The following is a 13,686-nucleotide window of genomic DNA, read 5'->3' on the forward strand; positions in this document are numbered from 1 at the left end:
AGACACATGCAATGGGAAGTTGTGATCGGGCTGGAAATCCACACTCAGCTCGCCACCCAGTCGAAAATCTTTTCCGGTAGTGCCACCACGTTTGGCTCGCAACCCAATACGCAGGCGAGCCTGGTCGACCTGGGCATGCCAGGTGTACTGCCGGTCCTGAACCAGGAAGCGGTACGCATGGCGTGCATGTTCGGCCTGGCCATCGATGCCGAAATCGGCAAGCGCAACGTGTTCGCGCGCAAGAACTACTTCTACCCTGACCTGCCCAAGGGCTACCAGATTAGCCAGATGGACCTGCCCATTGTGGGCAAGGGCCATCTGGACATCGCCCTGGAAGACGGCACCATCAAGCGCATTGGCGTGACCCGCGCCCACCTGGAAGAAGATGCGGGCAAGAGCCTGCACGAAGATTTCAGCGGTTCCACCGGCATCGACCTGAACCGTGCCGGCACCCCGCTGCTGGAAATCGTGTCCGAGCCCGACATGCGCAGCGCCAAGGAAGCGGTGGCCTACGTCAAGGCCATTCATGCGCTGGTGCGCTACCTGGGCATCTGCGACGGCAACATGGCCGAAGGGTCGCTGCGCTGCGACTGCAACGTGTCGATCCGGCCCAAGGGCCAGACCGAGTTTGGCACTCGCTGCGAGATCAAGAACGTCAACTCGTTCCGCTTCATCGAGCGCGCGATCAACAGCGAAATCCAACGCCAGATCGACTTGATCGAGGACGGCGGCAAGGTGGTTCAGGAAACGCGCCTGTACGATCCGAACAAGGACGAAACCCGCTCCATGCGCAGCAAGGAGGAAGCCAACGACTACCGTTACTTCCCCGACCCGGACCTGCTGCCGGTGGTCATCGAGGACAGCTTCCTGGAAACCGTGCGCGCCGGCTTGCCGGAACTGCCCACCCAGAAAGTCGAGCGCTTCCAGAGCCAGTACGGGCTGTCGGCGTACGATGCCAACGTACTGGCCTCGAGCCGTGAACAGGCGGACTACTTCGAGGAGGTGGTCAAGCTCGGGGGCGACGCCAAAATGGCCGCCAACTGGGTCATGGTCGAGCTGGGCAGCCTGCTCAACAAGCTCGGCATCGAGATCGACCAGGCCCCGGTCACCGCCGCACAGCTGGGCGGCATGCTGGTGCGCATCCGCGACAACACCATCAGCGGCAAGATCGCCAAGACCGTGTTCGAGGCCATGGCCGCAGGTGAAGGCGATGCCGACACCATCATCGAAAACCGTGGCCTCAAGCAGGTCACCGACAGTGGCGCTATCGAATCGATGCTCGACGAGGTGCTGGCGGCCAATGCCGAACAGGTCGAACAGTACCGCGCCGCCGACGAGGCCAAGCGCGGCAAGATGTTCGGCTTCTTCGTCGGCCAAGCCATGAAGGCATCCAAGGGCAAGGCCAACCCTGGGCAGGTGAATCAGCTGCTCAAGACCAAGCTCGAAGGTTGACCGTACCCTCCAGCGGGGGCTCGCCCTCGCTGACAGACCAGCCGAGGCTGACCAGCGCACCCTGGTCAACCTTGGTTTGTCCCGCGCCCGGTCACAAGCTGCGGCGCACTGGAGTACCTGCATGTTGAAACGTTCTCTGGCCAGTTTGGCCCTCTTTTCCTGTCTGGCAGGCTGCGCCAGCCATGACATCGACCCGCGAGGATATGACCGCACGGGTACTGCCTCCTACTACGGTGCCCGCCATCACGGCAAACGCACCGCCAGCGGCGAGGCGTTCAATCAGCATGGCCTGACGGCGGCTCATCGCAACCTGCCGTTCGGCAGCCGGGTGCTGGTGACCAACCTGGCCAATCGACGCAGCGTCGTGGTCCGTATCAATGACCGCGGCCCGCACGCCCGCAGTCGACTGATCGACCTGTCTCGGGCTGCCGCTGAAAAAATCGGCATGGTGCGTAGCGGAACAGCGCGCGTGCGAGTACAAGGTCTTAGTGACTGACGCCCAGGAGCCCTACCATTTTCGATCTGGCCACCCTCCCCACGTTCAGCCTGCTGCAGCTGGGCATCGCCTTGCTGCTGTTGGTCGCAGGCGCCGAACTGCTGGTACGGGCTGCACTGCGCCTGGCGCAACGCCTTCATGTCCGGCCGCTGATCATCGGGCTGAGCCTGGTGGCATTCGGCAGCACCGCACCCCAGTTGACCCTCAGCCTGCAGGCCGCCTACCAAGGCGCACCGGACGTTGCCGTGGGCAGCGTCATCGGCAGCAACATCTTCAATGTGCTGGCCATTCTTGGCCTGGCAGCCCTGGTCATTCCGCTTCGCGTCTCTCGCCAGCTGGTACGCCTGGATATCCCGTTGATGATCCTGGCCAGTGCCTTGGTCTACGGGTTAGCTGCCAATGGCTATCTGGGACGCGTTGAAGGCGTGTTGCTGCTGCTGGGGCTGGTGGGTTATCTGGCCATGCTCTGGCACCAGTCCCGTCACTACGCACGCACCTACCCTGCCCCGCCATCGGTGCCACAAAGCCCGGCGCGCTTCTGGTGCGCTGCGCTGCTGTTGGTGATGGCAGGCCTGGGGCTGCTGAGCCTGGCCGGTCATCTGCTGCTCGACGCGGCCGTGGAGGTGGCCACCGACCTGGGCCTGTCCGAGCGCGTCATCGGCCTTACGGTGGTGGCCATCTGCACATCGTTGCCGGAATTGGCGGCAGCCCTGATCGCTGCCTTGCGCGGTGAACGCGAGATCGCCGTGGGCACGGTGATCGGCAGCAACCTGTTCAACCTGCTGGGCGTGTTGGGCCTGACCGCCGTGGTGACCCCCGAGCCCTTGTCGATTTCGCCCAATGCACTGGATTTCGACCTGCCCGTCATGCTGGGCGTGGCCGCGTTGAGCTTGCCGGTGTTTTATTCGGGTTATCGCATCACCCGGGCCGAAGGACTGGTGTTCCTGTGCCTGTACCTGGCCTACGGCCTGCACATCGCCGCGTTCACCATGGGCATGCCACTGGCCGAGCGCCTGGAGCGCCTGATGCTGCTCTATGTATTGCCCGTGCTGGCGGTGGTGTTGGTGTACACCACGGTGCGCGCCTGGCGCCGCCAGCATTGAGTACCGAGCGTCAGGTCAGCGGCTGGCCTGACGAGCCTTCTTCAACTTGAAGGCTACCCACAGCAGCAGGATCCAGCCCGGGATCAACATCACGGAGATGCGAATAGGTGGCGTCAGGTACATCACCACCAAAATCAGCACGATGAAGGCCAGGCACAGGTAGTTGGTGAACGGATGACCCAAGCTCTGGTAGAAGGGCTGTACCCCTGCCGCGCGCTTGGCCTTGCGGAACTTGAGGTGGGTGATGCTGATGCTGGCCCAGTTGATCACCAATGCCGACACCGCCAGTGCCATCAGCAGGCCAAAGGCTTGGCCGGGCATCAGGTAATTGATCACCACGCACAGGCCCGTGGCCAGGGCAGAAATGCCTAAAGCTGCCAGGGGTACACCGCTGCGGCTGACCTTGAGCAACTGACGTGGGGCATCGCCTTGGCTGGCCAGGCCGAACAGCATGCGGCTGTTGGCGTACACGCAGCTGTTGTAAACCGACAGCGCCGCTGTCAGGACCACGATGTTGAGGACGGTCGCGACCAGGTCGCTGTCCAGTTCATGGAAAATCATCACGAACGGGCTACCGCCTTGTACCACTTTCTGCCAGGGGTACAGCGAAAGCAGCACCGCAAGCGCGCCGATGTAGAAGATCAGGATCCGGTAGACCACCTGGTTGGTGGCCTTGGGTATGCTCTGGCGCGGATTGTCGGCTTCGGCGGCCGTGATGCCTACCAGTTCCAGGCCACCGAACGAAAACATGATCACGGCCAGGGCCATGACCAGGCCGGTCACACCATTGGGGAAGAACCCGCCGTATTGCCACAGGTTGGCCACACTGGCATCCGGGCCGCCGCTGCCGGTGCTGAGCAACCAGGCGCCGAAACCTATCATGCTGACGATGGCCACGATTTTTACCAAGGCGAACCAGAACTCCATCTCACCATAAACCTTCACCTGGGTGAGGTTGATCAGGTTGATCACCACGAAAAAGATCGCGGCCGTGGCCCAGGTTGGAAACTCAGGCCACCAGTACTGGACGTAGATACCCACCGCCGTCAGCTCGGCCATGCCGACCAACACGTAGACTACCCAGTAGTTCCAGCCAGACACGAAGCCTGCGAACTCGCTCCAGTACTGGTGGGCAAAATGGCTGAAGCTACCGGCGACCGGCTCTTCCACGACCATTTCCCCAAGCTGGCGCATGATCAGGAAAGCCATCAGGCCAGCAATGGCATAGCCCAGCAAGACCGAGGGGCCGGCCAGCTGAATGGTCTGGGCGATGCCCAGGAACAACCCCGTGCCGATGGCGCCGCCGAGCGCGATCAGCTGGATGTGACGATTCTTCAGCCCGCGCTGTAACCGCTCGGGCGTGCTCTGGTCTTGCATGAAGTGTCCTTTCGCTCAGTGAGGCAATGCTGTTGCTGTTGTTTGCAGTCAAGGATCTAGATCCATCCGCCCCACTGCAAGATGAAAATACCAATGTTGGTGGTGATCGCGGCCATTAGCGTGGTGATCACGATGATCGAAGCGGCCAGTTCATGGTTGCCGTTGGCCGCACGCGCCATCACGTAGCTGGCCGCAGCGGTAGGGCTGCCGATGTAGAGGAACAGGATGCCCAGTTCAGCGCCGCGAAAACCACAAAGCCAGGCGCCAAGGGTACCGATCAGCGGCAGCCAGGCCATTTTTACCAGGCTGGCGTCCACGGCCAGCCGGCCGCTGTCGCGCAGAGCCGTCAGCGACAGGGTGCCGCCAATGCAGATCAGGGCCAGGGGCAGCGTCATCTGCGCCAGGTAATCACCGGAGGTAAGCAGCCAATTTGGCAACGGGACTTGGCCGTAGGCCATGGGAATGGCGACCAGCACGCTGAGGATCAGCGGGTTTTTCAGGATGCTTTTGAGAATGCTCCACGGGTCGGACTTCAGATCGGGGCTGTAGACCGCCAGCACGATGGCAGACAACGAGTTGTACAACAAGATCACCAACCCGGCCAACACTGCACCCAATGAGATGCCATAGTCGCCGTACAAGCTTGCGGCCAGTGCCAGGCCAATCACGCCGTTGTTGCCGCGAAAGGCCCCCTGGGTGTAGATGCCTCGGTCGGCCCACGGGCTGCGCCAGACGGCCATGCCCCAGGCGATGGCAAATCCGGCCAGGGTGGCCACCGTGAAATAGAGCATGATCCCAGGCCGGACCGCAGCCGCCAGGTCGGCATGATAGATGCCCAGAAACAGCAAGGCCGGCATGCAGACGTTGAACACCAGTTGCGAGGCGACCCTGTTGAAGTTGTCGTCGATCAGGTGGATACGGCGAAGCAACACGCCCAGAAACAACATGGCGAAAACGGGCGCCGTGATGTTCAGCGTCTGGATGAGAAGGGCAAGCATGGGCGCACAATCCTGAAAGGGGGGTTGCCGTTAGGGGGCTAATGATACGCCAACGGCCAGGATTTGCGGGCATTGTGCCGTGATGGCCTTGCAAGCGGCCCTGCTGGAGTACTGAACCGGACGCGATGGGCCGCACAGCGGCCGCAGGATTTCAAACTCGCAGCCCCATTACATCTGGGCTCATCGCGGCCGGTCCGGCGTCCGCCAAGATCGCGCCTGCAGCAGCATTCAGCGCCGCACTGGCCGCTTCTGCAATTTGCGCTGCAATGTCCGGCGGTGCATGCCCAGCGCGCGCGCGGTCGCCGAGATGTTGCCCTCGTGCTCGTTCAGCACGCGCTGGATGTGTTCCCACTGCAGACGGTCCACGGACATGGGGTTTTCCGGCACCAGGGTGTCCAGGTCGGTGTGCTCGGACAGCAAGGCCGCCAGCACGTCGTCAGCGTCAGCCGGTTTGCACAGGTAGTTGCAGGCGCCGCGCTTGACCGCTTCCACTGCCGTGGCGATGCTCGAGTACCCGGTCAGGATGACGACCCGCATTTCCGGGTCCAACTCCAGCAGCTTGGGCAGCAGCACCAGGCCCGAATCCCCGTCCATTTTCAGGTCGAGCGTGGCGTAGTCCGGCAGGTCTTGCTGGGCCAGGATCAAACCTTCTTCGGCCGAGCTGGCGGTGCTCACCCGAAAGCCCCTGCGGCTCATGGCCCGGGCCATCACCCGGGTAAAGGTAGCATCGTCGTCCACCAGCAGCAGGTGCGGCAGCTCTTCGGTTTCGACCTGGTTTTCTTCACTCATCATGCTTCTCCTCGCATGCCGTGTGGCAGGCGCAATTCGGTCAGGGTGCCACCTTGTTCATGACTATAGAGTTTCACTGAGCCACCCGCACGGGTGACGCTGGCCTTGCTCAGGAACAGGCCCAGGCCGAAGCCCTTGCCCTTGGTGGTAATGAAAGGTTTGCCAATGGCTTCGGCGATGGCTGGCGGTACGCCAGGGCCATGGTCGCGGATGCTGATGACGATGTCCTGGTGATCCCAATCCAGGCGCACCTCCAGGTCATCGGGACAGGCATCGGCGGCGTTGTTCAACAGGTTGAGCAGCGCCTGGGTCAGATCAGGCGGCGGCGTCAGCCGGGGGACAAGACCATCACGCAGGCGCTGGAAGCGGTAACTGGCTTCCGGGCGCATCAGGTGCCAGCGGTTGAGGGCCTCGTCGAGCCAGACGGTGACGTCCTGCTCGACGATGGCCAGCCGGCGATTGGCCTCGGCTGCGCGAACCAGCTGTTGCAGGGTTTCCTTGCACAGCTTGACCTGGTCCTGAAGGATCTGCAGGTCTTCCTGCAGCAGCGGATCAGTGTGATCCTGGCGCATCTCGTTAAGCAACACGCTCATCGTCGCCAGCGGCGTACCCAGCTCGTGGGCTGCGCCCGCAGCCTGGGTGGCCACGGCCAGCAACTGCTCATCGCGCAGGCTCTCTTCGCGGCGCTCCGAGCGCAGGTGCTCCTGGCGCCGAAGTTCCTCGGCCATGCGCGCGGCAAAGAAGGTGATCACCGCGGCGGCCAGCGCAATGCTCAGCCACATGCCGTAGACCTGCATCTTGTCCCGTGCCAGTGGCAGGCCTTCGAGCGGGTAGAACTGCACCAGCAGCAGGCTGTAGGCCGTCAGCGCGATGCCCGACAGAATCAGCGAATACAGCCAGGGCAGCGTAACCGCCGCGATCGCCAGCGGCACCAGGTAGTAGGACACGAAGGGGTTGGTCGAGCCGCCGGAGTAGTACAGCAGGGCGCTGTGTATCAACAGGTCGCACGCCAGTTGCAGGGCATATTCGAGTTCGGTGACCGGCAGCGACAAGCGCAGGCGCAGCGCCGTGAAGGCGCACAGCAGCGAGGACAAGGCCAGGGTGCCGGCCAGCGACAGCCAGGGCAGTGGCAACAGCTCGGTCCAGTAGGCCACGCCCACCGAGCCGGCCTGGGCGGCCAACACAAGAACGCGAATGACGGTCAGTCGCCAGAGGTTCTGGCGTGTAGCGGACAGCGGTTGTACGGCGGCGAGCATGAGCTCTCCTGATGAGTGCTCCAGAAAATCGGCTGGAGTATACCGAAGCGGGACATGCTGCTGCAGTGATGCGGCAAACCGCCACACTTTGTCACAGCTTCATGGGGCCAGCGCTGAACCCACTACACTGTTCCCGGTCTGATGGGCCATGCGTGGAATGGATGGCCACACCCCACGCTTTCATCTGCCAAGGAGCACCTTATGCTAATCCAACGTCGCGGCGCTGCCCTTCTCTTGTCCTGCGGTCTGCTGGCCAGCCTGCCAGCGCTGGCCGCCGATGAACCGCGCTTCAACCAGGTGTCGCTGCGCGCCGAAGTGAGCAAGGAAGTGGCACGCGACCTGATGGTCGTGACCCTCTACAGCGAAGCGCAGAACACCGACCCGAGCAAGCTTGCCAAGCAGATCACCGAGACCATGAACAAGGCCGTGCAGCAGTCGCGCCAGGTCAAGGACGTCAAGATCAGCCAGGGCAGCCGCAACAGCTACCCGGTGTACGACACCAAGGGCCAGAAAATCACCGGCTGGCGCGAGCGTGCCGAGCTGCGGCTCGAAAGCGCGGACTTCCCGGCGCTTTCACAGCTCACCGCCGAGCTGCTGCAAGACCTGAAAATGGGCGGCATGGACTTCTCCATCGCACCGGCTACCCGCAAGTCCAGCGAAGACGCACTGCTCAAGGAGGCCGTCGACGCGTTCAAGACGCGCGCCCAGTTGGCCACCAAAGCCCTGGGCGGCAGCGGTTACAAGGTGGTCAGCCTCAACTTGAACAGCAGCGGCTACCCACGTCCTTACCTGCGCAGTGCGCCGATGGCAATGAAAGCCATGGCAGCAGACGAGGCTGCGCCCGCGCCGGACATCGAGGCGGGCACCAGCGAAGTGAGCATGAACGCCGATGGCTTGATCGAAGTTCAGATGCCCTGACCTCAAGGGGGCAGGAGCAGGCCCAAGGCCAGCCCCTGACCAGCAGCAGATGCCCTGGCGCCTTCACTGGCCCGCCAGGGCTTTCTTCTTCCCCTAACGGGTAGCCCGCATTTTAAGAGATTTCCTACACCCTCTTAAGCCTTTCCCGACATCTTCCTTTAATCAGCAATATTCTGCAAAAAGCCACCATTCTGCCCTCGCAAACGTTTAACTCCGTCAAAAGTTACACCGATGCGACATTCATGTACTGCCGTGCCACATTTCAAGTCCCGACTAACCTTGTGCATATTGCATTGGGCCCACCCCTGCATAAGTATCCGCAGGTCGGCTCACGAGGCCGCCTCTTCTGAACAATGACAACAATGAGGCCAACATGCTCAAACATGCAGTCATTCCGTTCCTGCTAGGCGCAGGTTTGCTCACCGGCGCCCCGTCGGCCTTCGCCGCTTCCAACCTGGTGTTCTGTTCAGAAGGCAGCCCGGCCGGTTTCGACCCGGGGCAATACACCACCGGCACCGATTTCGACGCCTCTGCCGAAACGGTTTTCAACCGGTTGACTCAGTTCGAGCGAGGCGGCACCGCGGTCATTCCTGGGCTGGCAACGCGCTGGGAGGTGGCGGAGGATGGCAAGACCTACACCTTCCACCTGCGCGAAGGCGTGAAGTTCCACACCACCGATTACTTCAAGCCCACCCGCCCGTTCAATGCAGACGACGTGCTGTTCACGTTCAACCGCATGCTCGACAAGGACCACCCGTTCCGCAAGGCCTACCCCACCGAGTTCCCGTACTTCACCGACATGGGCATGGATAAGAATATCGCCAGCGTCGAGAAACTGGACGACCACACGGTCAAGTTCACTCTCAACGACGTCGACGCCGCTTTCATCCAGAACCTGGCCATGAGCTTTGCGTCCATCCAGTCCGCCGAGTACGCCGACCAGTTGCTCAAGAATGGCAAGGCCGCCGACATCAACCAGAAGCCGATCGGCACCGGCCCGTTCGTGTTCAGCAAGTACCAGAAAGACGCGCAGATTCGCTTCAAGGGTAACAAGGACTACTGGAAACCCGAGGACGTGAAGATCGACAACCTGATCTTCGCCATCACCACCGATGCTTCGGTGCGCATGCAGAAACTCAAGAAGAACGAGTGCCAGGTCACGCTGTTCCCGCGCCCGGCCGATATCGCCCCGCTCAAGCAGGACCCCAAACTGCAGATGCCCCAGCAGGCGGGCTTCAACCTGGGCTACATCGCCTACAACGTGATGGACCAGGTCAAGGGCAGCAACCAGCCCAACCCCATGGCCCAGCTCAAGGTGCGCCAGGCGCTGGACATGGCCGTGGACAAGCAGAAAATCATCGAGTCGGTGTACCAGGGGGCAGGCCAGCTGGCGGTCAATGCCATGCCGCCGACCCAGTGGTCGTATGACAGCAGCATCAAGGACGCTCCCTACGACCCCGACAAGGCCCGCCAATTGCTCAAGGAAGCCGGCATCAAGGACGGCACCGAAATCACTCTTTGGGCCATGCCGGTCCAGCGCCCGTACAACCCCAACGCCAAGCTGATGGCCGAGATGCTCCAGGCAGACTGGGCCAAGGTCGGTATCAAGGCCAAGATCGTCAGCTATGAATGGGGCGAGTACATCAAGCGCTCCAAGGCGGGCGAACAGGGCGCCATGCTCATTGGCTGGAGCGGGGACAATGGCGACCCTGACAACTGGCTGGGTACGTTGTACGGCTGCGACGCCATCGACGGCAACAACTTCTCCAAGTGGTGCTACAAGCCCTACGATGACTTGATCAAGCAGGCCAAGGCCACCTCCGACCAGGCCAAGCGCACCGAGCTTTATCAGAAAGCCCAGCACATCCTCAAGGAACAGGTGCCGATTACCCCGATTGCCCACTCCACCGTCTACCAGCCCATGAGCGCCAAGGTGAAGGACTTCAAGATCAGTCCATTTGCCCTGAACGCGTTCTACGGCGTCAGCGTGGACAAATAGCCTGAGGGCTGCGCCCGCCTGACGGGCGCCTGACCCACCCAATCCATACCCCGTCGTCCCGCTGCCAAGCGTGCGGGACAGGCGAACTGTTGCCGCGATTCGTGCCCGGAGCCGGCCCCGCACCCAAAAGGACTTAGCATGCGCCACCTGACCCGACTTTCTACACTGCTCGCCCTGGCCCTCGTCGGCCAGACGCCAGCGGTGATGGCCAACAACCTGGTGTTCTGCTCCGAAGGCAGCCCGGCCGGTTTCGATACGGCCCAATACACCACCGCCACCGACAATGACGCCGCCCAGCCGATCTACAACCGCCTGGTGGAGTTCGAACGCGGCGGCACGGCGGTACATCCTGCCCTGGCCACCCGCTGGGAAGTCAGCGAGAACGGCCTGCGCTACACCTTTCACCTGCGCGAAGGCGTGAGCTTTCACAGCAACAAGGCCTTCATCCCCAGCCGGCCCTTCAACGCAGACGACGTGCTGTTCACCTTCAACCGCATGCTCGACAGGCAGCACCCGTTTCGCACGGCCTACCCCACCGAGTTCCCCTACTTCGTCAGCATGGGCCTGGACAAGAACATCGCAGGCGTCGAAAAGACCGACCCATACACCGTGGTGTTCACGCTGCACACGGTAGATGCCGCGTTCATCCAGAACCTGGCCATGAGCTTTGCATCGATCCTGTCCGCCGAATACGCCGAGCAACTGCTCAAGACCGGGCGGCCCAGCGACATCAACCAGCAACCGATAGGCACCGGCCCGTTCGTGTTCCAGCGTTACCAGAAGGACTCGCAGATCCGCTACAAGGCCAACCGTGCCTACTGGGCGCCCGAGCAGGTGAAGCTCGACAACCTGGTGTTCTCGATCAATGTCGACCCGTCGGTGCGCATCCAGAAACTGCGCCGCAACGAGTGCCAGGTCACCCTGCATCCGCGGCCGGCCGACCTGCCAGGGCTCAAGCAGGACCCCAAAGTGCAGGTCTTGCAGCAAGCAGGGTTCAACCTGGGCTATATCGCCTACAACACCCAGCACCCGCCATTCGACCGGCTTGAGGTACGCCAGGCCATGGACATGGCGGTCAACAAGCAAGCCATCCTGCAGGCGGTGTACCAGCAAGCCGGGCAACGGGCGGTTAATGCGATGCCGCCCACACAATGGTCCTACGACACCAGCATCACCGATGCACCCCATGACCCGGACAAAGCCCGCCAGCTGCTCGAGCAGGCCGGGGTCAAGCCTGGCACCGAAATCACCCTGTGGGCCATGCCGGTGCAACGCCCCTACAACCCTAACGCCAAGCTGATGGCCGAAATGCTCCAAGCCGATTGGAGCAAGCTGGGCTTCAAAGTGCGCATCGTCAGCTACGAATGGGGCGAATACATCAAGCGCCTCAAGAGCGGTGAGCACGATGTGGCGCTGATCGGTTGGACAGGTGACAACGGCGACCCCGACAACTGGCTGGGCACGCTGTACAGCTGCGATGCCATTGGCAGCAACAACTACTCGCAATGGTGCGACCCGCAGTACGACAACCTGGTCAAGCAAGCCAAGCAGGTCACCGACCAGGCCCAGCGCACCGCGCTCTATCAGCAAGCCCAGCAGCGGCTCAAGCAGCAGGTGCCGATCACGCCAGTGGCCCACTCAACTGTCAATCAGCCCCTGAGCACCCAAGTGTCCGGGTTCAAGGTCAGCCCGTTCGGACGCAACGATTTTTCCGGCGTCAGCGTCGATTAGCACCGCCGGACAGGCGTGGCGCGCAGGTGGGGAGACCCGCGCGCCATGCATGACCATCGTCCGCTTCAGCCTCGGTGATCCCGGGGCGCTCCAGGCAACACGGCAACACCCACCCGGCCCACAAGGCCGGCAATAACTAGAAATGAAAAGGAGCTTCTATCGTGAGACTGTTCAATTCGAGCGCGCTGGCGTTAGCCATAGGCGTGGCAACCTCCACCGCCCACGCCGACCCACAGAGCCAAGCCTACCTGCCGCTCACCGTCGCAGCCCAAAGCGCCCAGGCGCAGGCCAAGGGTTTTGTCGATGGCCAGAGCTTGAGCGGGACGACGCGCAACTGGTACGCCCGCGAACGCGCCACGCGCGCACCGCTATGGCGCTACTACAAGAGCGACGGTACCCGTCACCCCACCCACACGCGTGAAAACTGGGTGCAGGGCACCATCCTCAATTACACCTCGGGCTTTAGCCAGGGCACGGTGGGCTTTGCCGTGGAGGCAGCCGGCTACAATGCCATCGCCCTGCAGCAGGATCGCGAAGCGATTGCAGGGCCGAACAACCGTACCCTGACCCACAGCGACGGCGATGCCATCGGCCAGTGGAGCAAACTGGGGTTGGGCAACGTCAAGGCGCGTATGTCCAATACCACCCTGACCCTCGGTCGTCAGACCGTCGATACCCCGATGATCGCTTTCATCGGCAACCGCGCCCTGCCCTCCAGTTTCCAGGGCGCGTTCCTGCACAGCGCTGAATTCGACAACCTGACGTTCGACCTGGGTACCTTCGACCGGGTATCGCCACGTACCGAGCAGAGCCTGAGCAAGTTCCGCAGCGAATACGGGGCGGCCGGGGTGGAAACCGACCGCGCCAGCACGGTCGGTATCAACTACCAGCCCCTCAAGAGCCTGACCACCAGCCTGTACGCCACCAAGGTCGAAGATTTCTGGAACCAGTACTATTTCGGCGCCAATCACCTGTTCGGCGACAGCGCCGTGCTCAGCCTGTCCACGGGTCTTAACTACTACAAGACGGTGGACGCCGGCAGCCGCAAGATGGGCGACATCGACAACGACACCTACAGCCTGTCGCTGGGCCTGACCCATCAGGCCCACACCCTTACCGCCGCCTGGCAGCAGGTCAATGGCAACGAGTATTTCGACTACCTCCACGAAACCAACGGCATCTACCTGGCCAACTCGCTGCTGTCGGACTTCAACGGCCCGAACGAGAAATCGCTGCAGCTATCCTATGTGCTCAACATGGCCTACTACGGCGTGCCAGGGCTGAAATTCAACCTGTACAACGCGCGTGGCTGGGGCATCGACGGCACCCATTACCGAGGCAGCGCCTACGACGTCCAAGGCCTCGATGGCGAGACCCATTACGAGTGGGGCATCGGCACCAGCTACGCGGTACAGAGCGGACCGCTCAAGGACACCAGCATCCGCGCTACCTACACCACGCACCGCGCAAGCAAGGCACAGGGCGATGGCAGCCTGAACGAATTCAGGCTCGTGACCACCATTCCGTTCAACATCCTCTGACCGGCCGCCCGGCCCGCTTGCCAGCG

At 62.2% G+C, this 13,686-nt stretch carries 11 protein-coding genes; 7 read left to right on the plus strand and 4 right to left on the minus strand.

From position 1 onward, the window contains the following. Positions 1–6 precede the first annotated feature (6 nt). From gatB to FS777_RS12555, 3 genes are all read left to right on the plus strand, one after another. On the plus strand, positions 7–1,452 hold the full coding sequence (gene gatB, locus FS777_RS12545) for an Asp-tRNA(Asn)/Glu-tRNA(Gln) amidotransferase subunit GatB (protein ID WP_145255755.1): 1,446 nt from the start codon (positions 7–9) through the stop codon (positions 1,450–1,452). 121 nt (positions 1,453–1,573) lie between these two features. Then, positions 1,574–1,948: a septal ring lytic transglycosylase RlpA family protein gene (locus tag FS777_RS12550; RefSeq protein ID WP_078479061.1), complete on the plus strand. Its 375-nt coding sequence runs from the start codon at positions 1,574–1,576 to the stop codon at positions 1,946–1,948. 59 nt (positions 1,949–2,007) lie between these two features. Beyond that, a complete protein-coding gene (locus FS777_RS12555) occupies positions 2,008–3,051 on the plus strand; it encodes a calcium/sodium antiporter (RefSeq protein WP_058604398.1) in 1,044 nt (347 codons plus the stop codon). 15 nt (positions 3,052–3,066) lie between these two features. Here FS777_RS12555 and FS777_RS12560 read toward each other — a convergent pair whose 3' ends face one another. The 4 genes from FS777_RS12560 to FS777_RS12575 all read right to left on the minus strand — a co-directional run bounded on the left by FS777_RS12560 (position 3,067) and on the right by FS777_RS12575 (position 7,471). Next, complete coding sequence (locus tag FS777_RS12560) at positions 3,067–4,428, minus strand: amino acid permease (RefSeq protein ID WP_145255758.1); 1,362 nt, start codon at positions 4,426–4,428, stop codon at positions 3,067–3,069. Positions 4,429–4,484: 56 nt separating this feature from the next. Continuing rightward, a complete protein-coding gene (locus FS777_RS12565; RefSeq protein WP_058637487.1) occupies positions 4,485–5,426 on the minus strand; it encodes an AEC family transporter in 942 nt (313 codons plus the stop codon). Between the two features lie 228 nt (positions 5,427–5,654). Next, entirely contained in the window at positions 5,655–6,215 is a 561-nt protein-coding gene (locus tag FS777_RS12570) for a response regulator transcription factor (protein ID WP_058637486.1), read from the minus strand. Next, entirely contained in the window at positions 6,215–7,471 is a 1,257-nt protein-coding gene (locus FS777_RS12575; RefSeq protein WP_145255761.1) for an ATP-binding protein, read from the minus strand. Before FS777_RS12575 ends, FS777_RS12570 begins: the two co-directional genes overlap by 1 nt. A gap of 201 nt (positions 7,472–7,672) precedes the next feature. Between FS777_RS12575 and FS777_RS12580 the strand changes: the two genes are divergently transcribed. From FS777_RS12580 to FS777_RS12595, 4 genes are all read left to right on the plus strand, one after another. After that, on the plus strand, positions 7,673–8,389 hold the full coding sequence (locus tag FS777_RS12580; RefSeq protein ID WP_145255764.1) for an SIMPL domain-containing protein: 717 nt from the start codon (positions 7,673–7,675) through the stop codon (positions 8,387–8,389). A 373-nt stretch (positions 8,390–8,762) separates the two neighbouring features. Further along, a complete protein-coding gene (locus FS777_RS12585) occupies positions 8,763–10,388 on the plus strand; it encodes an ABC transporter substrate-binding protein (protein WP_145255766.1) in 1,626 nt (541 codons plus the stop codon). A 138-nt stretch (positions 10,389–10,526) separates the two neighbouring features. After that, entirely contained in the window at positions 10,527–12,119 is a 1,593-nt protein-coding gene (locus tag FS777_RS12590; protein WP_145255769.1) for an ABC transporter substrate-binding protein, read from the plus strand. 161 nt (positions 12,120–12,280) lie between these two features. Beyond that, positions 12,281–13,660 carry an OprD family porin gene (locus FS777_RS12595; protein ID WP_145255772.1) on the plus strand — a complete coding sequence of 460 codons (1,380 nt, stop codon included), beginning with the start codon at positions 12,281–12,283 and terminating at the stop codon, positions 13,658–13,660. Positions 13,661–13,686: the final 26 nt, after the last annotated feature.

Origin of the sequence: Pseudomonas sp. DE0157 (genome assembly GCF_007678615.1) — a bacterium.
Classification (GTDB): Bacteria; Pseudomonadota; Gammaproteobacteria; order Pseudomonadales; family Pseudomonadaceae; genus Aquipseudomonas; species Aquipseudomonas parafulva_B.